This window comes from Pseudomonas jessenii (assembly GCF_002236115.1).
Lineage (GTDB): Bacteria > Pseudomonadota > Gammaproteobacteria > Pseudomonadales > Pseudomonadaceae > Aquipseudomonas > Aquipseudomonas jessenii.
Window position 1 is genome coordinate 380,794 of sequence record NZ_NIWT01000003.1, and the last position, 25,094, is coordinate 405,887.

Sequence of the window (25,094 nt, forward strand, 5' to 3'; positions counted from 1 at the left end):
CGGTAAGCAGGGGAAATCCCTTTCAGGAAAGAATTACTGCGGGCATGGCGACGATTAATCAACCCTTGCGTAGGAAAAGGCCGATTAAACCAACAGAAAAGTCGATGACAATCATCCAAAAGGGGTCATGCGCATACCGCAAATATGTGATAAAAACGCTGCGCCGCCAAACATTTGGGCGGCAAAAACGTTCTCAGGGCGGGGTGCAACTCCCCACCGGCGGTAATTGCGCGCAATGCGCATAGCCCGCGAGCGCTTGGTGACAGCACGGCTTCGGCGGTGCCTGACAGCAAGGTCAGCAGACCCGGTGTGATCCCGGGGCCGACGGTCATAGTCCGGATGAAGAGAGAACGGGATTGACAACAAAGGGCCGTCCGCCGGCATTCGTGCGAGCGTGCGTACCCTCAAATCCCCTTCGATTCATAACGCCCTGTTTTTCACACAAACAGGAGTCAGAACATGCAACCCACCGCAATCGACAGCAAAAGCAAACACCATCAGGGCGAGCGCGTAGCGTTCATCCAGGCCTGCTGGCACAAGGACATTGTCGATCAGAGCCGTAAAGGCTTCGTCGCCGAAATGATTACCCAGGGTTATCAGGAATCCGACATCGATTTCTTCGAAGTCGGCGGCGCCTTTGAAATGCCCCTGCACGCCAAGTTGCTGGCCAAGACCGGTCGTTATGCTGGCATCGTCGCCGCAGCCCTGGTGGTGGACGGCGGGATCTACCGTCACGAGTTCGTTGCCCAGTCGGTGGTCAGCGGCCTGATGCAGGTTCAACTGGAAACCGAAGTGCCGGTGTTCTCGGTGTCCCTGACCCCGCACCACTTCCATGCCGGCGAAGAACACCAGAAGTTCTTCTTCGAGCATTTCCTGCATAAAGGCCAGGAAGCGGCGAAGACCTGTGCGGATACGTTGTTGAAAATCCGTTCGCTGCGCCGCACTGAACCGCGCGCGGTAGCTGTCTAAAAGCCGAAAACCTTGTAGGAGCGAGCTTGCTCGCGATAGTCGTCAACGATAACGCGGGAAGCCTGGCACCCCGCGGCGTTTTCAGATTCATCGCGAGCAAGCTCGCTCCTACAGAGGTTAAATGCCGTAATCAGGCGAGGTTTTCGTCGGTGGTCGGTACGACCAGGATGCCGGCACGCAAACCATTCTTCACCCTGGGGTTCGGGAAGATGATCCGGGCGCCCTCTTCCTCGATGATCCAGCGGGTGTTGGCGATATCTTCCGCCAGCAGGTAACCCACTTCCAGTTCCGAAAAGTTCTCGATGTCCGCCGGCAGGTTCAGGCGGAAGCTGTCGCTGTGCTTGATGATTTCTCGCGCCACGCTGTACAGCTGCAAACCGTCCAGCGCGTCCTCAGTCAGTTCTGGTTCGGTGCCCTCGATGATCTGCTTGAGGCGCTTCTCCAGCAGCGACACGTTGACACCGTCGTTCTGACCGAACGGCCGCGCCTTGCCCAACTCCAGGGTAAAGGCCTCGGCACCCAGCTTGTCGTAGGTATAGGAGCTGAACACGATGGACGGCTTGTTCTGCAGCAACACCGCTTCCATGCCGGCAGCACGCAGGCGCGCCAGTTCCTGACGCGAATGCTGGCGGTCTTCCTTCCACGGGTACAAGGCGAACTGCTCGATTTTCGAGCCACGAATCGCCGTGTGCAGGTCGTAGTGCAGGCGCTGGCGATCCGGCAGGCTGAAGAAGCTGGCAGCCAAACGCTCCAGCTCACAGGCGCGCAGGGCTTCGCAACCGCTGCTTTGTTCGTGACGGCCATTGAACAGCCGATTGACGTCCTGCTCGACGAAACGCTCGCCCTTGCGAATCGCTTCCGGGTTGCCGAACAGGAACAGAATACGTGCGCGCGGCTTCAGATCGCCACGGGCAATGTCGTGCAACAGGCGATCGAGCAATTCGATCGGCGCTGTTTCGTTGCCATGGATCCCCGCCGAAAGCAGCAGATCCAGGCCGTTGTCACGGGCTTCAGGTGGCCGGACTTCCAGCGCACCTTCGCTCAACCAGCGCATGCGCACGCCTTCGACAGTCAGTTGAGTCTTCTCCGCCGGTTCGCGGCCGGCGAGGGTCAGTTCAAGCAGTTTGCCGAGGGCGAGCATAGAGCGGTTTCCTTAGTGATCGTGGTTGCAGTCCGGACCGTGGACGTGTTCCTCGTCGTCACCGAGGTCAGCCGGTTCCATTTCCAGTTGCAGACTTACCAGATTAGTCGCCAATGGGCGCAACAGCAGGTTGGCGTACTCGGCGTCGCCTTCTTCGACGTCCACGCCGATCAGCAACTGGCCACGGCCGTCCTGCTGGATCCACAGCTCTTTACCTTGCCACAGGACCGCGACGCGGGTGCAGGACGTTTCCAGTTGCGTGCCGTCGGTGTCTTCAAGGATCAGCTGCAGGGTATCGCTCATGTCTTTACGCTCTCGTTTGAGATGAATCAGCGCGCTGCCGTAGAAAGCGGCGCGCCGTCGATCAATTGATCTGGAATGGATAAACCGCGCCCAGTTTAAGGATTTGCGTCAGTTCATCCAGTGCCGTCCGGCACTCAAGCAGCAATTGCGGGTCCGCCAGATCGTTTTCGGTCATGCGGTCGCGATAGTGCTTCTCGACCCATTCGGTCAGTGTGCCGTACAACGGTGCCGTCATGATAACCCCTGGGTTGACGGCCGCCAGTTCGGTTTCGTTGAGCGCGACACGCAGTCGAAGGCAAGCAGGGCCACCACCGTTCTGCATGCTCTGCTTGAGATCGAAGACTTTCACTTCGCGGATCAGGCCGCCGGAGCTGGTCAAACCCTGCAAGTACTGCCAGACACGCTCGTTGCCACGGCATTCTTCCGGCACGATCAACAGCATGGAGCCGTCAGGACGCGACAGCAGTTGGCTGTTGAACAGGTAGGAACGAACCGCGTCTTCCACGCTGACGGCGGAACGTGGCACACACACAGACTGAAATTTCCCACCGACTTTGGCGAGTTTGCTCTGCAATTCAGCGAGCATCTTCTCGGTCTCGAGGAACGCGTCCTCGTGATAGAACAGCACTTCACCATTACCCACGGCGATCACGTCGTTGTGGAACACGCCCTGATCGATCACCGACGGGTTCTGCTGGGCGTAGACCACGCCGTCATCGCTCAAGCCGTGCAAACGGGCAACGGCCTGGGACGCTTCGAGGGTCTGGCGCGCCGGGTACTTCTGCGGTGCCGGGTAGCGGGTGTCGAACGCACTGCGGCCGAACACGAAGAATTCGACACCGGCTTCGCCGTATTCACGGCAGAAACGCGTGTGGTTGGCCGCGCCTTCGTCACCGAATTGCGCCACGGCCGGCAAGGCGGCGTGGTGGGCGAAGTGTTTCTGGTCAGCGAACATCGCCCCCAGCACGCGGCTGGTGGTCGGGTGTTCGATGCTGCGGTGGTATTTGCAGTTGAGGTTGGCGGCGGTGAAATGCACGCGGCCATCAGCGGTGTCGGCGCTCGGGCTGACGGTCGCGGCGTTGGCCACCCACATGCTCGACGCCGAGCAACTGGCCACCAGCAGCGGCATCGCCTCTTGGGCAGCGCGTTCGATCACTTGAGCGTCGGTGCCGCCAAAGCCCAGGCGACGCAGTGCAGCCACATCCGGGCGCTCTTGCGGTGCCAGTACGCCTTGCTGGAAACCCATTTCCATCAGCGCCTTCATCTTTGCCAGGCCTTGCAGCGCCGCTTCCTTGGGGTTGGAAGACTGCTGGCTGTTGCTCTGGGACGCGACGTTGCCGTAGGACAGGCCGCCGTAGTTATGGGTCGGCCCCACTAGACCGTCAAAATTGACTTCATAGGATTTCATCAGCGAGGCTCCACGAGAATCTGTTGTTATAGGCTTCAGTAACTGTTCTTTTAGACCGCGTCGCGGCCATCGCGAGCGAGCTCGCTCCTACAGTGATTGCGTCGTACACAAGATATGTGAACGCCACCGAACCTGTGGGAGCGGGCTTGCCCGCGATGGGCATCACGCCATCTTCACGCCAGGTGTCAGGGCAGCAGGCATGGTCAGGCTCGGCGTTTCCAGCGAGGCCACCGGGTACGCGCAGTAATCCGCCGCGTAGTAAGCGCTGGCGCGGTGGTTGCCCGATGCCCCTACGCCGCCGAATGGCGCGCTGCTCGCGGCACCGGTCAGTTGCTTGTTCCAGTTGACGATACCGGCACGGCTTTCCAGCCAGAATTGCTGGTAACGCGCCTCGGAGTCCGACAGCAGGCCAGCGGCCAGACCGTAGGCGGTGTCGTTGGCTTCAGCGATCGCTGCTTCAAAATCAGCGTAGCGGATCACCTGCAGCAACGGACCGAACAGCTCTTCGTCAGGACGATCGGCAACGGCGCTCACGTCCAGGATACCCGGGGTCAGCAGGGCCGATTGAGCCTGAGGCTGAGTCATTTCCAGCAGCGCCACGGCGCCGTTGGCCAGCAGATGTTCTTGCGCATCCATCAACGCTTTCGCAGCGCCAAGGGAAACCACCGAGCCCATGAACGGCGCCGGTTGCTGATCGAAGGCTCCGACTGAGAGGGTCGAGCTGACCGCCACCAGGCGCGCCAGCAACGAGTCGCCCCAGGCACCTTGCGGCACCAGCAAGCGACGAGCACAGGTGCAACGCTGGCCGGCGGAAATGAACGCCGACTGAATGATGGTGTACACCGCGGCATCGAGGTCGGCGACCTGATCGACCACCAGCGGGTTGTTACCGCCCATTTCCAGCGCCAGGATCTTGTCCGGACGACCGGCGAATTGCTGGTGCAGGTGATTGCCGGTGCGGCTGGAACCGGTGAAGAACAGCCCGTCGATGCCAGGGTTCGCCGCCAGGGCGATACCGGTTTCGCGAGCGCCTTGCAGCAGGTTCAATACACCGGCCGGCAGGCCAGCCTCGATCCAGCACTTGACCGTCAGCTCAGCGACTTTCGGTGTCAGTTCGCTTGGCTTGAACAGCACGCTGTTACCGGCCAACAGTGCCGGCACGATATGGCCGTTCGGCAGGTGACCCGGGAAGTTGTAAGGACCGAACACCGCCACCACGCCGTGGGGTTTGTGGCGCAGCACAGCGGTGGCATCGCCCAGCGGCCCGCTCTTCTCGCCGGTACGTTCGCGGTAGCTCTGCACCGAGATGGCAATCTTGTTGACCATGCTGGTGACTTCGGTCGCCGCTTCCCACAGGGGTTTGCCGGTTTCTTCACCGATGGTATGAGCCAATTCGTCAGCGTGATTCTTCAGCGCGGCGGCAAAGGCCTCCAGCACCGAGATACGCTCTTCCAGGGTGCGCCGCGCCCAGTCCGGGAACGCCTGACGCGCCGCTTGCACAGCCGACTCGACCTGACCGGCGGTGGCTCCGACGCCGGACCACAGCACCTGCTGGGTCACCGGGTTCAGCGACTCGAAGGCTTCGCCCCCACCTGCCAGCCATTCACCTGCGATGTAAAGCGACTTCATTATTTCGACTCCCGAGCTGCGGACAACGCCACGGCGCGCACTTGATCGCCCGCGTTGAGTTGAAGACGTTTGGCGGTCAGCGGGTCGACCACCAGGGTGCCGGCGGCCAGACGTGCAGGCGCGGCAGTGATCCGGCAGTCCTCGCGCTTGCGGTTGTGAATGATGAATGGCGTGGCATCGTCACCCGGTGTGCCAACGGCCAGCACCAGCGCCTGGCTGTCGCGCACGGCGCGGATCTTGCCGGTTTCGCACTCGATTGCCGGGCCTGCGTCGAAGATATCGACGTAGCCCTGGTAGCTGAAACCTTCGCTCTTGAGCATGGCCAGCGCCGGCTCGGTGTCCGGATGAACCTGACCGATCACGTTGCGCGCATCCGGCGACAGGAAGCAGGTGTACAGCGGGAATTTCGGCATCAGTTCGGCGATGAACGCCTTGTTGCCCACGCCGGTCAGGTAGTCAGCCTGGCTGAATTCCATCTTGAAGAAGTGCCGGCCCAGGCTTTCCCAGAACGGCGAACGCCCGGCCTCGTCGGAAACACCGCGCATTTCGGCAATGATCTTGTTGCCGAACAGTTGCGGGAATTCGGCGATGAACAGCATCCGCGCCTTGGACAGCATGCGACCGTTGAGGCCACTGCGGTAATCGGCGTGCAGGAACAGCGAGCACAGCTCGGAGTTGCCGGTCAGGTCGTTGGCCAGGAACAGCGTCGGGACTTCACGATAGATGTTCAGCTCTTGCGAAGCGCTGACCGTCAGACCGACCCGGAAGTTGTACCAGGGCTCACGCAGGCCAACGGCGCCGGCAATGGCGGAAATACCCACCACGCGCCCGTCGTCATCTTCGAGCACGAACAGGTAGTCCGCGTCGCCCCGCCCGGCTTCGCCGCGAAAGGTCTTCTCGGCCCAGCCAACCCGATGGGCCAGCCGCTCTTCGTTGGCCGGCAAGGTGGTCAGGCCGGTGCCGGTGCTGCGGGCCAGGGCGATCAGAGCGGGTAAATCGCTGCTGCGTACGGGACGAACGATCATGCTATCTCCTCAAACGGGCCGCTTGCGCCACCCGTGAAACTTCGCTGCTTTCTAAACGAGCAATCAGGCCAGGTCGCTGTTAAACCGCGACCAGGCGCACGCTGGCACCCTCGCCGACACCCAGGGCTTCGGCCGCCTCCAGGTCCAGGGTCACCGGTTTGCCCGGCGCGTAATCGAGCTCGAGCATGACCGCGCGGTAATCCTGCAACTGGGCATTGGCAACCAGGTACTGGCGACCGACGCCTTTGACCGGCTCACCGATCTTCACCGGCACCACACGGCTCTGGGCGATCGAACGGATCCCCGAGACACGGGCATGCAGGGTCGGGCCACCGTCGAAGATGTCGATGTAGTGATCGGTCTCGAAACCTTCGCGCATCAGAATGTCGAAGGTGATCTGCGCGCGCGGGTGCACCTGGCCCATGGCCTCTTGAGCGGAGTCCGGCAGCAGTGGCACGTAGATCGGGTAATGCGGCATCAGTTCGGCAAGGAACGTACGGCTTTTCAGCCCGCACAGACGCTCTGCTTCGGCGTAGTTGAGGTCGAAGAAGTTGCGGCCGATGGCATCCCAGAACGGCGAGTCGCCGTTTTCATCGCTGTAACCGACGATTTCGGTCACCACGGAATCGGCAAAACGCTCCGGATGGCTGGCCACGAACAGCAAACGGCCACGGGAGTTGAGCTCCGACCAAGGCGACCCCACCAACTCGCGCTGCACATAGAAGCTGGTCAGCAAGCTGTTGCCGGTCAGGTCATGGCACTGGGAGAGCACGTGGATCTTGTTGTGAATCTTCAGCTCGCGGGAAGCGTGCACGAAGGTTTCGTTGCGAAAGCTGTAGAACGGCTCGGAGTAACCGGCCGACGCCACGATGGCCGAGCAACCGACCAGCTTGCCGGTAGCGGAGTCTTCGAGGACGAAGAAATAGCTTTCCTCACCGTTGAAACTCACTTCGGCGGCGAACGAGGCTTCGCTTGCCGCGATCTTGTCGCTCAGGCGCTCAACGTCATCCGGCAAGGAAGTGACACCAATCGGACTGTCCGCAGCCAGACGCTGTACCTCGCCCAGATCAGCCATTTGCGCGGGGCGCATCACCAGCATGGTGTCACTCCTTTCTAAAACTCTTTTGAGGGAAATAAGCCGGGGCCGCCTTGGAACTCCTGTGGGAGCGAGCTTGCTCGCGATGGAGTGTCAGTCGACACCAATGTGGCTGATCCACCATCGCGAGCAAGCTCGCTCCTACAGTAAAGCGGGCCCGGCATAAAAATTGGGTTCGACGCCTGAAAGATCAGGCGTCGAAGGGTCTATCAGGCTTGCGTCAGTTTTGCCGCCGCACGTTCGAAGCGGTCCAGACCGGCATCGATATCGGCGTCTTCCACCACCAGGCTCGGGGCGAAACGCACCACGTCCGGGCCGGCTTGCAGAATCATCAGGCCTTCTTGTTCAGCGGCGTTGAAGATGTCCTTGGCCTTGCCTTTCCAGGCATCGCTCAGCACACAGCCGATCAACAGACCCAGGCCACGGACCTGGGTGAACAGGCCGTATTTCTCGCCGATCTGCTCAAGGCGTGCCTTGAACTTGTCGTGCTTGGCATTGACGCCAGCCAGCACCTCTGGGGTGTTGATCACGTCGATCACCGCACCTGCGACAGCGCACGCCAGCGGGTTGCCGCCGTAAGTGGTGCCGTGGGTGCCGACGACCAGGTGCTTGGCCAGGTCTTCGGTGGTCAGCATGGCGGCGATCGGGAAACCACCGCCCAGGCTCTTGGCGCTGGTCAGGATGTCCGGGATCACGCCGTAATGCTGGTAAGCGAACAGGTGGCCGGTACGGCCCATGCCGGTTTGCACTTCGTCGAACACCAGCAGCGCGTTGTGCTCGTTGCACAGTTCGCGGGCGCCTTGCAGGTAGGCCAGTTCGGCCGGCAGTACGCCGCCCTCACCTTGAATAGGCTCCAGGACCACGGCGCAGGTCTTGTCGGAAACGGCAGCTTTCAACGCAGCCAGATCGTTGTATGGCACATGGGTGATGCCGGTGATCTTCGGACCGAAGCCATCGGAATACTTCGACTGGCCACCGACGTTCACGGTGAACAGGGTACGGCCGTGGAAGCTGTTGAGCGCGGCGATGATCTCGTACTTCTCGCTGCCATAACGGTCGAACGCGACACGACGGGCCAGCTTGAAGGCGGCCTCGTTGGCTTCGGCGCCGGAGTTGCAGAAGAAGGCGCGCTCGGCAAAGGTGGCGTCAACCAGCTTGTGCGCCAGGCGCAGGGCCGGCTCATTGGTGAACACATTGGACACGTGCCACAGCTTGTTCGCCTGCTCGGTCAAGGCACCGACCAGCGCCGGATGCGCGTGACCCAATACGTTGACGGCAATCCCGCCGGCGAAGTCGATCAGCTCGCGACCGGACTGGTCCCAAACGCGGGAACCGGCGCCACGCACAGGAATGAATGCGGCAGGCGCATAGTTGGGAACCATTACCTGATCGAAATCGGCGCGTTGTACCGCAGCGTGCTCAACGGACATCGGAGTCTCCTGAAGAGAAAACACTCGCCTGAAACTGGCGAGCTTGGTGAGGATTGTAAGGACAGTTTTCAGCCCGGCCTTGCCGCCAAGCGACAACTTCTTATAGCGCAAACCCCGGATTTTCCCGGGTTTACGGCAATGCGACATATAGGGTCGCAAAGGCGCAGTTTAACTGGCGGCGGACGTTTGCGGCAGGCTTGCTGCGTTGTAACTCATGGCAATGGCACGAGTGCGGTAAATATGTACCGCACAGCGTCCGGGTTCGCGCGGTTTCCTAAGGGCCTCATCCCACTTCGATGGTCACCTTAACCGCATGAATACCCAACATACCGACATTGCTAGCGACGCCTTCAGGCCGGACGCTCACTATCAGCACTTGAGCAACGTGATCCCCTCCTGGCTCCGCCAAGCAACGCCTCAACGGCGTGAGGCACTGCGCAACAGCGCGCCAGGCATTCCGGCCGGGCTCAAGGACGCTCCACCCCATCAGCATGCAGAACTGGGCAAACTCATTGCCCGTCATGTGACCAGCCAGAACCAGGTTGATCAAATGATGGCAAAGCTGCAGAGCCCCGCCGACTTCGCCGAACCACTTCTCGAAACGGCGCTCAAGACCCGATTCGGCCTGGAACTGGACGCTCGTAAAACGTTCCTTCGCCTTTACATCCCGGCTCACATCCCATGGCTTCGGCTGAAATCCGGCGCTGCGCGCACCTGGACGGTGTCCCTGCTGGATGCCGCACTGCACAATTTTGAAAGCACCGAAACCAAAGCAGACGCCTTCGAGCCCGCCTCGACTTACATCACGCCCCCCTCTGCTACCGGGCAATTCAATACATTGCCGCAGATACTGGAAAAGATGCCCATCACGGCTTTTACCAGCCTCTGCCGGGAACTGGACATTGGCCAGCGCTATAAAGAGTATCTGGACGACAACCTTGGCATCAGCAATCCCGTGGCCGCGGCAATACTGAAATCGAAAATTCACGACAGCCAGAAAACCGCACTCACCGCTGCCCTGCACATGGCGCAGATGCAAAAATTGCTGGGCAGTGACGTCCACCGACTGACTCTTGGCTTGCTCGACAACCTGCCTTCTTTACGTTTGCATGGTCTGCCCTGGGGCTACCATGAACTGACAATCATGAACGCTCGCCTGACCGGCATCGTTTTGTTTGCACCGGATCTGGAGCGCGCAACAGAAGTGGTCAGAGTGGTGGCCTACATTCCTGACGACCCCGAACACCCGATCAAGGAATACAGTTCAACCGCCGCATTCGCCGAGGAACTTGGTCAGCGCTTGCGTGCCCCCGAATACCAACAGTTTTTCAGTCGATTCATCAATCATGAGGATCGTGGGCACTTTTTCGCGCAGTTGAACAACGAGCTATCACCTTTAACCTGGCAGCCTGTTCCACCGGGCGATCCGCACCCGACCTGGCGAGAGCGCCCTAACCAACGTCCCGACTTGCACATTGCGGCCACACCGGTGAAAGACGATCTCTTGACCCACCTCTATCAGAGCAAGCTCAACAAGATCCTCAACGATGCGCGAGTGATCGCCGTGTCCACCGCAACAGTCGACCAGAGAGCCCGCTGGGCGTTATGGGACTCCTTTACGGAAATAGCTTCGACCCTGCTGAACATCGCGGCCTTTATTGCCCTGCCGTTCGTACCCTTCCTTGGCGAGTTGATGCTGGCCTACATGGCCTACCAGTTGCTCGACGAAACCTTCGAAAGCATTGTTGACTGGGCCGAGGGCCACACCACCGAGGCCTTCGAGCATTTCATGGGCGTTGTTGAATCCGCCGTACAACTGGGCACCTTTGCGGTGGGTGGCGTGATCGCGGCGGGAGAATTTCGCGCGATCCTGCCCAAGGAAATTGTGCAGTTCATCGACCGTTTCAATTCGGTGAAGCGGCCCAATGGCGAAACCCGCTATTGGAAACCCGACCTAACCGCCTACGAGCACCCCGCCACACTCCCGGCAGACTCAAAACCGGATTCACTCGGACTGCACAGGCATCAAGGTAAAACCCTGTTACCCCTGGAAGGCAAAAACTACGCCGTCAGCGAGGACTCCGTCATCGGCGAGTACCGCATCGACCACCCCTCCCGCCCTGACGCCTACAAACCACAACTGCGGCACAACGGCACCGGTGCCTGGCAAACCGAACTCGACCAGCCGTTGAGCTGGGACCAGGCCACCGTGCTGCACCGTATCGGCCCGGACATGCAGCGATTTTCGGCCAGCACCCGCGAGCGCATCCTCAGCATCAGCGGCAGCCACGAAGATACCCTGCGCAAGATACACGTGCATGCCGGGCAGGTGCCGCCGTTACTGGCCGACACACTCAAACGCTTCAGGATCGATCAGGACATACAAACCTTTATTGATCAGATCGGCAGCGACCAGCCGGAGCACTTCCTCAAGGCGGATCCCGTGACGCAGCTGGAACTGCTCAATGAAAACGGTTACTGGCCGGCAAACAAAGGCCTGCGACTGATCGACGAAAATGCGCAAACCCTTTGGCAAAGCCCGGCGCCCGATGTACCCGTGGTGGAAATCGACGCCACCCGCCTCACCGACGGCGACCTGCTGAAAACCTTTCTCCTGACCCTGTCGGACAGCGAAGCCAGAACGCTGATGGGCGAAGAATTCGGTCACCCCTCCCCTGGCCTGGAAAACCGGGCGCAGCGGTTGCGCAAGATACTCGCGCGGCTTGTCGAACAGAAACGGCAAGGCCTGTTCGATCAGCGTTATCGCAGACTCGAACGTGGCGCTCAAGGCCCCATACAAGCAGTCATGGATGCTGAGCCCGGACTGCCAAGCAGCGTTGCAGAAGCGATTGTGAACACAGCAAACGAACAGGAACTGCAACAGCTGAAAAAACCAACCATTTCCCCTCGCCTGGTCGAGCTGAGCCAGGAGGCCAGATTACAAGTACGGGTGACACGCGCCTACGAGGGGCTTGATTTGCCATCGACCGAGAACAACCTCGACACCGACCGGCTGGCCTTGCACACCCTGGAAAAACTGCCGGGCTGGACGGGACAGCTACGACTGGAAGTCCGCCAGTACGCCCATGAAGGCCTCCTGATCGACAGCGTTGGCAGTGCCGACGCGCCCCTGCGTAAAGTGCTGGTGCTCAGAGTAGAAGGCGAGTATCAGGCGTTCGATCAAGACGGCGAAGAACTCAGCGGCATGGACTCGCTTTACGCATGCCTATTACAGGCCATGCCGGACAGTGAACGCACCGCCCTGAACCTTCATATCGGTGAAGGTGAACGACTCAAACAGTTAATTCGCAATCACGCCTTGAGCCGTGACGCATTAAGCTCGCTGCTGGCTCGACACCCCAACCTCAAACCCACCTACGACCCAAAGGTAATGCGCTTGCTCGGTGGCGGTGACGGGTATCGTCAAATGCCACGCAACACACCTACCTTGCAAGCTCGGGCTCAGACACTGTTCCCCCATCTATCCGCCGAAGAGCTCGACGCCTTCGTCGAACGCCTGCAACAGCACCCAAACGGACCGCGGGCAGAACTGAATCGGCTTATGGTTCAACACACGCAGCTCCAGGAAACGCTTTCTTCCTGGCGCGACGAAATTCCGCTGTTTATTCCAGACACACAACTCAGGGTCACTCCCGAGCAATTCGCTGCACAAAAGCAGCTCCGTCGACAGTTCACCATCGACCTGATGGACTGCTGGCGACAGCAATGGACCCTTCCCGAGACCGCGCTTGAAAGAGTCGACTTCAACTTCTTCCAACCGATCATCGGCGAATTGCCAGCCCTGAGCACCGACTTCAGCGGCGTCACAATGCTCACACTGGAAGGCAGCAGCGCCACGCGGGGCATGCATGAGTTTCTGCGCAGCTTTACCGGTTTACGCATCCTGAAACTGCGCGATTTCAACCTTGGCCACTTACCGGACACCCTTCCATCGTTGCAACTCGAAGAACTCATTCTGAGCAATTGCGCGATCACCCTCAGCCCCGAAAGCCAGGTCGGGCTCGCGGGCCTGCATCGGTTGACCACAATGGACCTGTACAAGAACCCCTTGGGCCTGACACCCGATGTCGGCAGCATGCCCGATTTGAATTACATCGACGTATCGCAGACGGGCGTTACTGAACTCCCGCGCGAATTATTGACTCGCCCACGCCTGCGCACCGCCCTGCTCAACAACAACCAGATCAAAGAGTTGCCCGGCGAACTTTTCACGTTGCAACAACGCACCCAGGAGGGTTTCGACCTGGGCAACAATCCGCTTTCAAGCGCAGCCCGCGAACGCCTCAAACAGCACTTCCAGCAGACCCGTCAGGACTTCGGTATCTTTGCCGAAGAAACAGATATCCACCGCGCGCAGGCACTGTACCCCTGGATGGACCAGGAAGACGCCAGCAAATTCGTCTACAAACTGCCCGGGACCCTGGATGAGGGGCGAGTCGAACTGACCCGCCTGGAAGTCGAACTCACCACCCTGGAGAACGACCTGTCGGCCTGGACCGGCAATATTCCAGCCGTCCACCCTCACAGCAATCAACCGTTCACTGCCCAGCAACTGCTGATCGAACACTCGACGCGCGACGCATTCAGAGAGTCCGTACTGCGCTGTTGGCGCCGGGAAAGCGACCCGGAGGACTTCGACGTTTCACTGCAAGCAACTACTTATGACCTGAGTCTGGAGACACGGATTACCGGTAACTTGCCGACACTGAGCGCAGATTTCAGCCATGTTTCTCTGGTTTACCTGAGTAGCGAGAGTGGCCTGACCACAGGCGTCACCGGATTCCTGGAGTGCTTCCCCAAACTCAAGACCCTCGTTATCAACGACTTCAGGCTAGGCGATATCCCGGAGGCGATCTTCCGGATGAGCGATTTGAGATCGCTGAATCTCCCCGACTGCAACATCACCCTGATTCCGCAGTCTGCCCTGAACCTGGCCGAGATGGCCCGCCTGGAATTCATCGACTTGAGAAACAATCCGCTGGGGCTGGCTCCGGATATCAGCCAGATGGCGGACCTGGCGACCCTGCAACTGGACAACTGCGGGCTCACCGAATTACCCGCTGGACTGTTGCAGCTCAAGAGCCTGGAAACCGTAGACCTGAGCGACAACGCAATCAGCCGGATACCCGCCGACCTCCTCGAACTGCCGCTGGAGGTCGCCGAAAGCATCAACCTGCGGGGCAATCCGTTCTCCGAAGACAGCCTGCAGATCCTGATCGAGTATTTCAGGCTGACCAGTGTCGACTTCGGCATTCAGGAAGTGATCGATCGGGCAGAATTGGAGGTGTCGACGTCCGAGGCGTCCGAACCGGAAGACTGATCGGGATCAGGTGCCGATCAGCCGCGCTCCGGCGGCACCGATGACAATTCGAACGGGCTGCTGCTGCGCCGCTGGTTGCGATCTTCCCGCGGCGTGGCACCGAAGAAATTGCGGTAGGCGCTGGAGAAATGCGGCCCCGAGGAGAAGCCACAGGACAGGCCGATCTGGATGATCGACTTGCTGGTTTGCATCAACATCTGCCGGGCCTTGTTCAGGCGCAGTTCCAGGTAATACTGGCTCGGCACGCGGTTGAGGTATTGCTTGAAGATCCGCTCCAGCTGCCGACGGGATACGCACACGTGCTGGGCGATTTCGTCGGTGGTCAGCGGTTCTTCGATGTTGGCTTCCATGAGCAACACTGCTTGTGTGAGCTTCGGATGGCTGGAACCCAGGCGGTTCTGTAACGGAATGCGCTGGCGCTCGCCGCCCTCGCGGATGCGTTCGACCACCAGTTCTTCGGACACCGCACCGGCCAGTTCCGCACCGTGATCGCGGGCCAGCACGGCCAGCAACAAGTCGAGCACCGACATCCCGCCGCACGCGGTCAGGCGATCGCGATCCCAGTCGAACAAGTGACTGGTGGCGATGACCTTCGGAAAGCGCTCGGCGAAATCGTCCTGCCAGCGCCAATGCACAGCCGCGCGATAACCGTCGAGCAAACCCAACTGCGCCAGCGGGTAAACACCGGCCGACAGACCGCCGATCACGCAACCGGAACGCACCAGTTGCTTGAGCGCACTGCTGAGCGCCGGCGCCAGTGTGGTCGGTGGTTCGTCAGCGAGCAGGAACAGTTTCTGGAAGTTTTCGAGCTTGCCGGTCCACGCCTCACCCGGCAATTGCCAGGCGCTTTCGCTCGGCGCTTCGGCCTGCAGGAACGACAGCTCGTAAACCACGTCCGGATGCACACGCTGGGCAACACGCAAGGCCTCCTCAGCCAGCGCAAGCGTCAGTGCTTTAGTGCTGGGCCAAATCAGGAAACCAATTCGATGGGCAGTCATGGTGGGCAATCCGAAACGAAAACAGTGTTAGAAGCCAAAAGCGGCTGCAACCAAATTAGACCATCTGGCGCGCGCTGCGCAGCATGGCCTAATTTGGTGCGTAACGGGAGCGATTACTTCAGGCTACCCGACAGGAATTGCTGCAGACGCTCGGATTGCGGGTTCACCAGCACTTCGCGCGGGTTACCGCTTTCTTCAACCACGCCTTTGTGCAGGAACACCAACTGGTTCGACACTTCACGGGCGAAGCCCATTTCGTGGGTCACCACGACCATGGTCCGGCCTTCCTGGGCCAGAGCCTGCATGACTTTCAACACGTCGCCGACCAGCTCCGGGTCGAGGGCCGAGGTCGGTTCGTCGAACAGCATCACCTCAGGTTCCATCGCCAGCGCACGGGCAATCGCCACGCGCTGCTGCTCGCCGCCGGACATGTGCCCAGGGTAAGCATCCTTGCGATGGGCCACGCCCACCTTGTTCAGGTAGTGTTCGGCCTTCTCGCGCGCTTCAGCCTTGGACACGCCAAGCACATGCACCGGCGCTTCCATGATGTTTTCCAGCGCGGTCATGTGCGACCACAGGTTGAAATGCTGGAACACCATCGACAGGCGCGAACGCATGCGTTGCAGCTGTTTCGGGTCGGCGGCCTTCAGCGCACCGTCCTTGTTCGCCACCAGCTTCAGCTCTTCGTTGTTGAGCAGAATCCTGCCCGCGTGCGGCTGCTCCAGCAGGTTGATGCAACGCAGGAAAGTACTTTTGCCGGAGCCACTGGAACCGATGATGCTGATCACATCGCCGGCTGCCGCTTTCAGGGACACGCCCTTGAGCACTTCGTGACTGCCATAGCGTTTATGCAGGTCTTGGACTTCAAGTTTGTACATGCTGTCGGTTCTCACAAAAACAGTCAGTCAGTGATATCAGTGCTTGCGCGGGGCCAGGTAGCCCAGCCAGCGGCGCTCGGCCATCTTGAACAGCTTCACCAGGATGAAGGTCAGGCACAGGTAGAATACGCCAGCGGTGATGTACGCCTCGAACGGCAGGTAGAACTGGGCGTTGACCGTGCGCGCGGCACCGGTGATGTCGATCAGGGTCACGATGGACGCCAGACTGGTGGTCTGCAGCATCATGATCACTTCGTTGCTGTACTGCGGCAGCGCGCGACGCAGGGCCGACGGCAGCAGGATGCGCTTGTACATCTTGACCCGCGACATGCCCATGGCCTTGGCCGCTTCGATCTCGCCGTTCGGCGTGGCGCGCAGGCTGCCGGCGATGATTTCGGCGGTGTAGGCGCTGGTGTTGATCGCGAACGCCAGGCACGCACAGAACGTTGCGCTGGACAGCCACGGCCAGAGGAAACTTTCCCGCACGGCTTCGAACTGCGCCAGACCGTAGTAAATCAAGAACAGCTGCACCAGCATCGGCGTGCCGCGGATCACGTAGGTGTAGAGCCAGGCCGACATGTTGACGACCGAGTTCTTCGAGACGCGCATCAGGCCCAGCGGCAAGGCGCACAGCAAGCCGAAGAACAGCGACAGCGCGAGCAGTTTGAGGGTGGTCACCAGGCCGCCAAGGTACAGCGGCATGGCCTCCCAAATGACGTTGTAGTCGAAGATCATAGATCAGCCGCCCTTACGCCTACCGAGTAGCGCTTCTCAAGGTGACGCAATGCCAGCAACGACACACTGGTGATCACCAGGTACATCGCGGCTACTGCGAGGAAGAAGGTGAAAGGCTCGCGGGTGGCATCGGCCGCCTGCTTGGCCTTGAACATCATGTCTTGCAGACCCACCACCGAAATCAGCGCGGTAGCCTTGGTCAATACCAGCCAGTTGTTGGTGAAACCCGGAATCGCCAGGCGAATCATCTGTGGTACCAACACCCGGAAGAACACCTGAAAACTGCTCATGCCGTAGGCCATGCCGGCTTCGGCCTGACCCTTGGGGATCGCCATGAAGGCGCCACGGAAGGTTTCCGACAGGTACGCACCGAAGATGAAGCCCAGGGTGCCGATACCGGCCGCCAACGGGTTCAGGTCGATGTACTCGTCAAAGCCGAGCAGCGGTGCGACGCGGTTGAGCAGGTCCTGGCCGCCGTAGAAAATCAGCAGGATCAGCACCAGGTCGGGAATACCGCGGATCACCGTGGAATACAGGTCGCCCAGCCAGGCCAGCCAGCGCACCGGCGACAGACGCAGTGCCACGCCGATCAGGCCCAGAACGATGGCCATGGCCATGGACGACAAGGCGAGCTGAAGCGTCAGCCAAGCGCCATCGAGGATGACAGCCCCGTAGCCTTTCAACATGATTCAGGTCCTCGAAAGTTGGGATGAAAAAATGGCGCAAACCTCAGAGATCCTGTTGCTTGCGCCATTTCGGACTTGTCGCTGGGACGTATTACTTGCCGTAGATATCGAAGGCGAAGTACTTGTCCTGGATTTGCTTGTACTTGCCGTTCGCACGAATGGCTGCGATGGCGTTGTTGAGCTTGTCCAGATCTTCCTTGTCGCCCTTGCGCACCGCGATGCCTACGCCGTCGCCGAAGTATTTGACGTCGGTGAACGCAGGGCCGACGAAGGCGAAGCCTTTACCGGCATCGGTTTTCAGGAAGCCGTCATCCAAAAGCGTAGCGTCTGCCACGGTGCCGTCGAGGCGGCCGGCGGCCACGTCGAGGTAAATTTCGTTCTGCGAACCGTAAGGCTTGATCTCGGCACCCAGCGGGGCCAGGACTTCGCGGGCGAAACGCTCGTGGATCGAACCACGCTGCACGCCGATGTTCTTGCCCTTGAGCTCGGTCAGGCCTTCGCTGACCTGAGTGCCGGCCTTCATGACCAGGCGAGCCGGAGTGTTGTAGTACTTGTTGGTGAAGTCCACGGACTTCTTGCGATCTTCAGTGATCGACATGGACGACAGGATCGCGTCGATCTTGCGCACTTTAAGCGCTGGGATCAGGCCGTCGAACTCTTGCTCGACCCACACGCACTTGACCTTCATTTCTTCGCACAGCGCGTTGCCGATGTCGTAGTCGAAACCAACGATGCTGCCATCCGGCGCCTTGGACGCGAACGGAGGGTAAGCCGCCTCGATACCGATTTTCAGAGGTTTTTCATCGGCGAAGGTTGGCAAGGACAGCACGGAGAGTGCCAGGGCGCCAAGCAGCACGAGTTTCTTCATCTTGGGACTCCATCGGTAAAGGGCAAAAACGGCAGAGTGAGCGACAGCCCAATATGCGAATGAGTGGAACCAGAAAGCAGTGCTGCGTCCTGGGAAGCGGGTGTTGAAATTCAACACGAGCAACGACGAGCGAGTGATCGGCATTCTAACGACAGGCCCGAGGCCGATATTTCTTCAATGCGACAACTAATTACAGAAGCACCGAGAAAGCCGTTTTAGCACGTTGACAGCCCTGCAAAATCATGCAAGAGCAAAAGATAGTGAACCGATCTATGTTGCAAATTGCGGGCCTATTATTGGCAAACCCTTCTAATCCGGCAAGCGCAGTGTAGCGGCTTATTTTTTTGAGGCGCATTTCAAGCCCGGATTTAAGCACTGGCGTTTCCCAATGCCCCGTATTGGCGCGATGCGGTTACACATTCAGTAACCTGAAAGAAAGCAGGTAACAGTAGGAAAATGCCGACAGAGTATCCCGATAATTATTGGTAGATGTTGCTGTAGCGCCTGCTAAACCGCTATCGCGAGCAAGCTCGCTCCCACAATGGTTTTGTGTCGAACGCAAATATCGCATTCACCACAGATCCCCTGTGGGAGCGAGCTTGCTCGCGATGAGGCCAGCCCAACCAACACAAAAACCCAGGCACAAAAAAGCCCCGCCAGGCTCAACACCTGACAGGGCGTTTAAGTGACTCAGAACCGCCGCTTACGCGACATTCATGGTCTTGTGGGTATCAATCAAATGCTGCACCACACTCGGATCAGCCAGGGTGGAAATATCCCCCAACCCATCATATTCAGCCGTGGCAATCTTGCGCAGAATCCGGCGCATGATCTTGCCCGAACGAGTCTTCGGCAGCCCCGGCGCCCACTGGATCACATCCGGCGAAGCAATCGGGCCGATCTCCTTGCGCACCCAGTTTTTCAGTTCCAGGCGCAGTTGCTCGTTCGGCTCTTCACCGTTTTTAAGGGTGACATAGACATAAATGCCCTGCCCCTTGATGTCGTGCGGCACACCGACCACCGCCGCTTCGGCGACTTTCGGGTGCGCAACCATCGCGCTTTCGATCTCGGCGGTGCCCATGCGGTGGCCGGACACGTTGAGCACGTCATCCACGCGACCGGTGATCCAGTAGTAACCATCGGCATCGCGACGGGCGCCGTCACCGGTGAAGTACATGCCACGGAAGGTCTTGAAGTAAGTGTCGACGAAGCGGTCATGGTCGCCAAACAGCGTACGCGCCTGGCCTGGCCACGAATCGAGAATCACCAGGTTGCCCTCGGCCTCGCCTTCGACGATGTTGCCCAGGTTGTCCACCAGGGCCGGTACCACGCCGAAGAACGGACGCGCCGCAGAGCCTGGCTTGAGCGCATGAGCGCCCGGCAGCGGGCTCATCATGTTGCCGCCGGTTTCGGTCTGCCACCAGGTGTCGACGATCGGGCAACGGGACTTGCCGACGTTCTTGTAGTACCAATCCCAGGCTTCCGGGTTGATCGGCTCGCCCACCGAACCCAACAGGCGCAGGCTGCTGCCATCGGCGCCTTCAACGGCGGCGGTGCCGGAGGCCATCATGGCGCGGATCGCGGTCGGTGCGGTGTAGAGGATGTTGACCTTGTGCTTGTCGACGATCTTCGCCACCCGGGTGATGTCCGGGTAGTTCGGCACGCCTTCGAACAGCAGCGTGGTCGCGCCATTGGCCAGCGGGCCGTAGACGATGTAGCTGTGGCCGGTGACCCAACCGACGTCGGCGGTGCACCAGTAGATTTCACCCGGACGGTAGTCGAACACGCGCTCGTGGGTCATGGCCGCGTACAGCAAGTAGCCGCCGGTGGTGTGCTGCACGCCCTTCGGCTTGCCAGTGGAGCCGGAGGTGTAAAGGATGAACAGCGCTTCTTCGGCGCCCATCTCTTTCGGCGCACACACGGTGCCGGCCACTTTCATCAGGTCCTCGAACCAGATGTCGCGATGCTGGTTCCACTTGATGTCGCCACCGGTGCGCTTGCACACGATGACTTTCTGGATGCTGCTGGTTTCCGGGTTGGTCAGCGCGTCGTCGACGTTGGCCTTGAGCGGGATCTTCTTGCCGGCACGAATGCCTTCGTCGGCGGTGATCACCACTTTGGATTTGCAGTCGATGATGCGACCGGCCAGGGCTTCCGGCGAGAAGCCGCCGAACACCACCGAGTGAATCGCGCCGATCCGGGTACAGGCCAGCATGGCGACCACGGCTTCGGGGATCATCGGCATATAGATAGTCACCACGTCGCCGCGGTGCACATCCTGGCCACGCAGGGCGTTGGCGAACTTGCACACTTGCTCGTGCAGTTCGCGGTAAGTGATGTTGCGGCTTTCGGCAGGGTCATCGCCCTCCCAGATGATCGCGACCTGATCGCCGCGCTCGGCCAGATGACGGTCCAGGCAGTTGTAGGAAACGTTCAGGGTGCCGTCGGCGAACCATTTGATGTCGACATGGTGATCGTCGAAGGAAGTCTGCTTCACCGTGGTGAAAGGCTTGATCCAGTCGAGGCGCTTGGCTTGCTCGCGCCAGAAGCCGTCGGGGTTGACGACCGACTGCTGGTACATGGCCTTGTAGGTCGCCTCGTCGGTCAGCGTGTTAGCCAGAACCTCGGGACGAACGGGATACAGGGAAGCCGCACTCATCTTTCTTACCTCGGTGGAATAGTTGTTTTTGTATGACCCTGTTTTAGCCGGGCCGGGGCTATAGAACCATTCGACGATGGTAGTAACAAGTCCCTACAAAATGTCGTGAAAAACCGTCAACCCCACTACCGCCGCGGTACCTGTGGGAGCGAGCTTGCTCGCGATGGTCGTCAACGATAACGCGCCCAATCTGACACCCCGCAGTGCAAGCTCGCGCCTACAAAAGAAGAGGTTATTCAGGGATTGTTACAGGATCTGTCAAAAGTGTTTATCAAAACCACGCCTATATGGACGAAGCGTCGACGCCTAAAATCAGCCACGCCAACAAGGCAACCTGATTAACCAAGTTGCAGCCCCCACGAAGGCAGTTAATCAAACCCCTGATACCGAAGCTCCACACGCAATCCCAAAAAGATTGCGTGCCCCCTTTCGACCTCTAAAAGGTAAATTTCAAATGAAAGCTTTATTGGTTCTGGCCCTCAGCAGTCTGTGCGCAACCGCCATGGCAAACGAGGTCCCGACTGATGTCGCACAGCAACAACCAGCAATAGAGGAATACACCTACTCCACCCACCTGGACATCGCCAAAGTGACCTCCATGAGCGAAGCCCCGAACGTGTGTGAAGTTGTGCCGATGAAAATGGAATACGAAGACTCCCACGGCCAACGACATATCCTGCGCTACAGCATGATGGGCAATGGCTGCTCCAACGGCTGATCCCCCCCCCCGCTTCACCCCTCCCCCAAAAGGTTCGACCCACCCGCCGCGATCAGGCAGATGAAGCGCCGAACCTTAAAGATCGATTAATTCGATTATTTTAAGCATTTATTTGCGCTTTTTTATCGAAATAGCAGGCGTAGAATCAACTGCAACCCAAGACAAACAACACCCACGAATCTGGAGCAACAACCATGAAAACCCAACTGATCCTCGCCCTGACCCTCTCCGTCCTGGCAGCCAACACCTTCGCCGCCGATGGTTACGACCGCACCGGCTCTGCCGTTTACACCAGTGAAGCGGCTGTCGCTTCCGACGGTTCCGACCACACCGGTGCCGCCCGCCTCGCCGCCGATGGTGCCGATCACGTCGGTGCAGGCAAACTGGCCTCCGATGGCTCCGACCACATCGGCGCAGCCCGTCTAGCCGCCGATGGTGCCGATCACGTCGGTGCCGCTCGCCTGAGCTGATCCGCCAGCGTGACTTCACAGCCCGACTTCGGTCGGGCTTAGTTGTGTCTGGAGCCTGAGAAAACCCCACCGAAACACAAGATGTAGTGAAAAAAGCCTTTTTTGGTCATTTCTTGAACAAAAATAATCCGGGGCAAAAAATTAAGAAAAAAAATCTTCCCCCGCCAACATCGTTCAAAGCCCTGTAAACCCTCACTCCGACCGAAAAACGGCCCCCGTCGACCGTTCCGTGAGCCATTTCGCCGCACCACAGCACGCAAAACTTCCCTATAATGCGGCCTTAAACGGGCCTGCAATATTCCCTTACAGGGACGAAAAGCCAGTCTGAAGCCCCGCACAAGCGATCAACGCTTGCTGCGCCCATCAGTGGCTCTCGGAACCCCGTACAAAATTCTGTTTGATGCCTGCGTATAGCTGCCGCAAAAAACGATTCCTTTAGATCCAACGCGGCCAGTAAGGCCGTGTGAAAAACCGACCTATCCAATTTCACACGGGCACACTGGCCCTCACGCAGGAGACGACACGTCATGCTGAGCTGGGACGAATTCGACAAAGAAGACACGGAAGTAGCAGTCAAGAGCGCCAACGCTGGCCACGCCACCGAAGCCAACATGGACCGTCTCGACAGCGCCGGCGGTGCCGCCGCCCTGGAAGCCCGTGCCGTGACCGCCGCTGACTCCGCCGCCGTTGCCCGCGCCAAAGCTGCCCTGGATTCCCTCGACGTCGCCGAAGGCCTCGCCGAACTCGAAGGCGCCTCCGCCCGTGTCGCCGTTGACGAAAAGCGCATGATCAACTGCCGCGCCGACCTCAACCAACTCGTACCCTTCAAGTACGACTGGGCCTGGCAGAAGTACCTGGACGGCTGCGCAAACCACTGGATGCCGCAAGAAGTCAACATGACCGCCGACATCGCCCTCTGGAAAAACCCGGAAGGCCTGACCGACGACGAGCGCCGCATCGTGATGCGCAACCTCGGCTTCTTCTCCACCGCCGACTCCCTGGTTGCCAACAACCTGGTCCTGGCCGTGTACCGTTTGATCACCAACCCGGAATGCCGCCAGTACATCCTGCGCCAAGCCTTCGAAGAGGCGATCCACACCCACGCCTACCAGTACTGCATCGAATCGCTGGCCATGGATGAAGGCGAAATCTTCAACATGTACCACGAGATCCCGTCGGTCGCGAAAAAAGCCACCTGGGGCCTGAAATACACCCGTTCGATCTCCGATCCGAAGTTCGAAACCGGCACCGTCGAAACCGACAAAGAACTGCTGCGCAACCTGATCGCCTACTACTGCGTTCTGGAAGGCATCTTCTTCTACTGCGGCTTCACCCAGATCCTCTCCATGGGCCGCCGCAACAAAATGACCGGCGTCGCCGAGCAGTTCCAGTACATCCTGCGCGACGAATCCATGCACCTGAACTTCGGCATCGACGTGATCAACCAGATCAAAATCGAAAACCCGCATTTGTGGGATGCCGAGATGAAGGAAGAAGCTTCGCAGATGATTCTGCAGGGTACTCAGCTGGAGATCGAATACGCTCGTGACACCATGCCTCGTGGGGTATTGGGCATGAACGCTGCGATGATGGAGGACTACCTGAAGTTCATCGCTAACCGTCGTCTGTCGCAGATTGGGTTGAAGGAAGAGTATCCAGGGACGACTAACCCGTTCCCTTGGATGAGCGAGATTATGGACTTGAAGAAAGAGAAGAATTTCTTTGAGACTCGGGTTATTGAGTATCAGACTGGTGGTGCGCTTAGCTGGGATTAATTTCCAAACTAGCCGCGATTTGAAGACTTGAATCGACAAATCGAACATCTGAAAGCCCCGATCTGATCGGGGCTTTTTTATGGGGTAGGAAAACTCTTACTCACAATCTCAGTAGCAGCTAAACCTCCTACATGTATTCCAGCACCTTCTGTATTGAGGGCCATTCCAAGCGGCCTTAAGCTCTACTGCAGGTGCCTAAGAAACGCCCAACGTAGAAAGCTAGCCAATTACACAGACGAGCAGTCACCCTTGGTGATTTATCGTACGGATGTGTGAGGCTTTTGCTCGTTGGAGCTTCTTATGTCCACTCTATGTTGGGGGTCAGGCCCGCCAAAGTCCAAACGTAGAGGTAATGGATATGCCTGAACACAACCTTCTCGTCACTCTCCAAACCATGGAGATCGGTCATGTCTGATCTCTTTTCTGTAACAGTCTTCACCCGCCACAACCTCCCTCTCCACGCCCTCCTCCTAGAAAACCAACCATGGTTTTGCGCCCGTGATATCGGACGCTTGATGGGTTTCCATCTAAGTGAGCGCATGGTCAACAAACTGGATAAAGACCAACACCACACGTTGTGGATTGAGTATTACCGGCAACCGGAAAAGCAGTTGATGCTCAGCGAGTCAGGTGTGTACGCGCTGTTGGTGTATCACTACGCGCCAGGAAATCGGTTGCTGCGAGAGTGGATCACTCATCAAGTGGTGCCGGCCTTGCGTGATGTGGAGCAGTCGGGTAATTCGGACCGGCCGATGTTGAGTGTGTTGGATTGGCCAGAAATGTCGCTGAGCCTGCTGCATTGGCAGGATGAACCGTGGATTCGGTTACGGGATATGCCTTGTTTACTACTGGGCCAGCAGCGAACGTCTTGGTGGCGGAAGGTTTCGCAGTTTTTTCTGTTTTAACAGGCTATCGCAAAAAGGGTGCAACCCTCTGCACCCTATATTGATTTTGCCCGCCGAACG

At 59.1% G+C, this 25,094-nt stretch carries 19 protein-coding genes and 1 riboswitch; of the genes, 6 read left to right on the top strand and 13 right to left on the bottom strand.

Annotated elements, in window-relative coordinates:
- Positions 1–185: 185 nt before the first annotated feature.
- Positions 186–356: riboswitch (FMN riboswitch) on the top strand.
- A 103-nt stretch (positions 357–459) separates the two neighbouring features.
- The gene (locus tag PSJE_RS10940; protein ID WP_057713615.1) at positions 460–969 is read left to right on the top strand and encodes a 6,7-dimethyl-8-ribityllumazine synthase; all 510 of its coding nucleotides are present in this window, start codon (positions 460–462) and stop codon (positions 967–969) included.
- Positions 970–1,099: 130 nt separating this feature from the next.
- Here PSJE_RS10940 and astE read toward each other — a convergent pair whose 3' ends face one another.
- The 7 genes from astE to PSJE_RS10975 form a co-directional block, all read right to left on the bottom strand.
- Positions 1,100–2,110: a succinylglutamate desuccinylase gene (gene astE / locus PSJE_RS10945; RefSeq protein WP_057713614.1), complete on the bottom strand. Its 1,011-nt coding sequence runs from the start codon at positions 2,108–2,110 to the stop codon at positions 1,100–1,102.
- A gap of 12 nt (positions 2,111–2,122) precedes the next feature.
- On the bottom strand, positions 2,123–2,413 hold the full coding sequence (locus tag PSJE_RS10950) for a topoisomerase II (protein WP_090457332.1): 291 nt from the start codon (positions 2,411–2,413) through the stop codon (positions 2,123–2,125).
- 61 nt (positions 2,414–2,474) lie between these two features.
- On the bottom strand, positions 2,475–3,821 hold the full coding sequence (astB, locus tag PSJE_RS10955) for an N-succinylarginine dihydrolase (RefSeq protein ID WP_090457334.1): 1,347 nt from the start codon (positions 3,819–3,821) through the stop codon (positions 2,475–2,477).
- Positions 3,822–3,983: 162 nt separating this feature from the next.
- The gene (gene astD / locus PSJE_RS10960) at positions 3,984–5,453 is read right to left on the bottom strand and encodes a succinylglutamate-semialdehyde dehydrogenase (RefSeq protein WP_167362902.1); all 1,470 of its coding nucleotides are present in this window, start codon (positions 5,451–5,453) and stop codon (positions 3,984–3,986) included.
- Positions 5,450–6,475, bottom strand: a complete 1,026-nt coding sequence (gene astA, locus PSJE_RS10965) for an arginine N-succinyltransferase (protein ID WP_090457338.1) — start codon at positions 6,473–6,475, stop codon at positions 5,450–5,452. The genes astD and astA overlap by 4 nt, the downstream gene beginning before the upstream one ends.
- A 79-nt stretch (positions 6,476–6,554) precedes the next feature.
- Positions 6,555–7,574 carry an arginine/ornithine succinyltransferase subunit alpha gene (gene aruF / locus PSJE_RS10970; RefSeq protein WP_046042322.1) on the bottom strand — a complete coding sequence of 340 codons (1,020 nt, stop codon included), beginning with the start codon at positions 7,572–7,574 and terminating at the stop codon, positions 6,555–6,557.
- A 206-nt stretch (positions 7,575–7,780) separates the two neighbouring features.
- On the bottom strand, positions 7,781–9,001 hold the full coding sequence (locus PSJE_RS10975; RefSeq protein ID WP_057713610.1) for an aspartate aminotransferase family protein: 1,221 nt from the start codon (positions 8,999–9,001) through the stop codon (positions 7,781–7,783).
- A gap of 313 nt (positions 9,002–9,314) precedes the next feature.
- Here PSJE_RS10975 and PSJE_RS10980 point away from each other — a divergent pair, with 313 nt between their 5' ends.
- Positions 9,315–14,342 (top strand): dermonecrotic toxin domain-containing protein, encoded by a 5,028-nt coding sequence (locus PSJE_RS10980; protein WP_090457339.1) that lies wholly within the window; start codon positions 9,315–9,317, stop codon positions 14,340–14,342.
- A 17-nt stretch (positions 14,343–14,359) separates the two neighbouring features.
- Here PSJE_RS10980 and argR read toward each other — a convergent pair whose 3' ends face one another.
- The 6 genes from argR to acs all read right to left on the bottom strand — a co-directional run bounded on the left by argR (position 14,360) and on the right by acs (position 21,166).
- Positions 14,360–15,340 (bottom strand): transcriptional regulator ArgR, encoded by a 981-nt coding sequence (gene argR, locus PSJE_RS10985; protein ID WP_057713608.1) that lies wholly within the window; start codon positions 15,338–15,340, stop codon positions 14,360–14,362.
- A 113-nt stretch (positions 15,341–15,453) separates the two neighbouring features.
- Positions 15,454–16,218 (bottom strand): ABC transporter ATP-binding protein, encoded by a 765-nt coding sequence (locus PSJE_RS10990; RefSeq protein WP_057713607.1) that lies wholly within the window; start codon positions 16,216–16,218, stop codon positions 15,454–15,456.
- 36 nt (positions 16,219–16,254) lie between these two features.
- Positions 16,255–16,953, bottom strand: coding sequence for an ABC transporter permease (locus PSJE_RS10995; protein ID WP_056724135.1), 699 nt, complete (start codon positions 16,951–16,953; stop codon positions 16,255–16,257).
- Entirely contained in the window at positions 16,950–17,639 is a 690-nt protein-coding gene (locus PSJE_RS11000) for an ABC transporter permease (protein ID WP_015096506.1), read from the bottom strand. The genes PSJE_RS10995 and PSJE_RS11000 overlap by 4 nt, the downstream gene beginning before the upstream one ends.
- A 91-nt stretch (positions 17,640–17,730) precedes the next feature.
- Positions 17,731–18,507 carry an ABC transporter substrate-binding protein gene (locus PSJE_RS11005; protein WP_056724133.1) on the bottom strand — a complete coding sequence of 259 codons (777 nt, stop codon included), beginning with the start codon at positions 18,505–18,507 and terminating at the stop codon, positions 17,731–17,733.
- Between the two features lie 703 nt (positions 18,508–19,210).
- Positions 19,211–21,166 (bottom strand): acetate--CoA ligase, encoded by a 1,956-nt coding sequence (gene acs, locus PSJE_RS11010; protein ID WP_090457340.1) that lies wholly within the window; start codon positions 21,164–21,166, stop codon positions 19,211–19,213.
- Between the two features lie 454 nt (positions 21,167–21,620).
- On the opposite strand from acs, the gene PSJE_RS11015 reads away from it, so the two are divergent.
- The 4 genes from PSJE_RS11015 (at position 21,621) to PSJE_RS11030 (ending at position 25,034) form a co-directional block, all read left to right on the top strand.
- A complete protein-coding gene (locus tag PSJE_RS11015) occupies positions 21,621–21,884 on the top strand; it encodes a DUF2790 domain-containing protein (RefSeq protein ID WP_090457342.1) in 264 nt (87 codons plus the stop codon).
- A gap of 194 nt (positions 21,885–22,078) precedes the next feature.
- Positions 22,079–22,354 (top strand): hypothetical protein, encoded by a 276-nt coding sequence (locus PSJE_RS11020; RefSeq protein WP_090457344.1) that lies wholly within the window; start codon positions 22,079–22,081, stop codon positions 22,352–22,354.
- Between the two features lie 527 nt (positions 22,355–22,881).
- The gene (locus tag PSJE_RS11025) at positions 22,882–24,129 is read left to right on the top strand and encodes a ribonucleotide-diphosphate reductase subunit beta (RefSeq protein ID WP_007978181.1); all 1,248 of its coding nucleotides are present in this window, start codon (positions 22,882–22,884) and stop codon (positions 24,127–24,129) included.
- Between the two features lie 407 nt (positions 24,130–24,536).
- Positions 24,537–25,034 carry a BRO-N domain-containing protein gene (locus tag PSJE_RS11030; RefSeq protein WP_090457346.1) on the top strand — a complete coding sequence of 166 codons (498 nt, stop codon included), beginning with the start codon at positions 24,537–24,539 and terminating at the stop codon, positions 25,032–25,034.
- Positions 25,035–25,094 lie beyond the last annotated feature (60 nt).

Coding starts and splice junctions, on each gene's coding strand:
- PSJE_RS10940 (WP_057713615.1), top strand. CDS start 460: ATGCAACCCACCGCAATCGACAGCAAAAGCAAACACCATCAGGGCGAG.
- astE (WP_057713614.1), bottom strand. CDS start 2,110: ATGCTCGCCCTCGGCAAACTGCTTGAACTGACCCTCGCCGGCCGCGAA.
- PSJE_RS10950 (WP_090457332.1), bottom strand. CDS start 2,413: ATGAGCGATACCCTGCAGCTGATCCTTGAAGACACCGACGGCACGCAA.
- astB (WP_090457334.1), bottom strand. CDS start 3,821: ATGAAATCCTATGAAGTCAATTTTGACGGTCTAGTGGGGCCGACCCAT.
- astA (WP_090457338.1), bottom strand. CDS start 6,475: ATGATCGTTCGTCCCGTACGCAGCAGCGATTTACCCGCTCTGATCGCC.
- aruF (WP_046042322.1), bottom strand. CDS start 7,574: ATGCTGGTGATGCGCCCCGCGCAAATGGCTGATCTGGGCGAGGTACAG.
- PSJE_RS10975 (WP_057713610.1), bottom strand. CDS start 9,001: ATGTCCGTTGAGCACGCTGCGGTACAACGCGCCGATTTCGATCAGGTA.
- PSJE_RS10980 (WP_090457339.1), top strand. CDS start 9,315: ATGAATACCCAACATACCGACATTGCTAGCGACGCCTTCAGGCCGGAC.
- argR (WP_057713608.1), bottom strand. CDS start 15,340: ATGACTGCCCATCGAATTGGTTTCCTGATTTGGCCCAGCACTAAAGCA.
- PSJE_RS10990 (WP_057713607.1), bottom strand. CDS start 16,218: ATGTACAAACTTGAAGTCCAAGACCTGCATAAACGCTATGGCAGTCAC.
- PSJE_RS10995 (WP_056724135.1), bottom strand. CDS start 16,953: ATGATCTTCGACTACAACGTCATTTGGGAGGCCATGCCGCTGTACCTT.
- PSJE_RS11000 (WP_015096506.1), bottom strand. CDS start 17,639: ATGTTGAAAGGCTACGGGGCTGTCATCCTCGATGGCGCTTGGCTGACG.
- PSJE_RS11005 (WP_056724133.1), bottom strand. CDS start 18,507: ATGAAGAAACTCGTGCTGCTTGGCGCCCTGGCACTCTCCGTGCTGTCC.
- acs (WP_090457340.1), bottom strand. CDS start 21,166: ATGAGTGCGGCTTCCCTGTATCCCGTTCGTCCCGAGGTTCTGGCTAAC.
- PSJE_RS11015 (WP_090457342.1), top strand. CDS start 21,621: ATGAAAGCTTTATTGGTTCTGGCCCTCAGCAGTCTGTGCGCAACCGCC.
- PSJE_RS11020 (WP_090457344.1), top strand. CDS start 22,079: ATGAAAACCCAACTGATCCTCGCCCTGACCCTCTCCGTCCTGGCAGCC.
- PSJE_RS11025 (WP_007978181.1), top strand. CDS start 22,882: ATGCTGAGCTGGGACGAATTCGACAAAGAAGACACGGAAGTAGCAGTC.
- PSJE_RS11030 (WP_090457346.1), top strand. CDS start 24,537: ATGTCTGATCTCTTTTCTGTAACAGTCTTCACCCGCCACAACCTCCCT.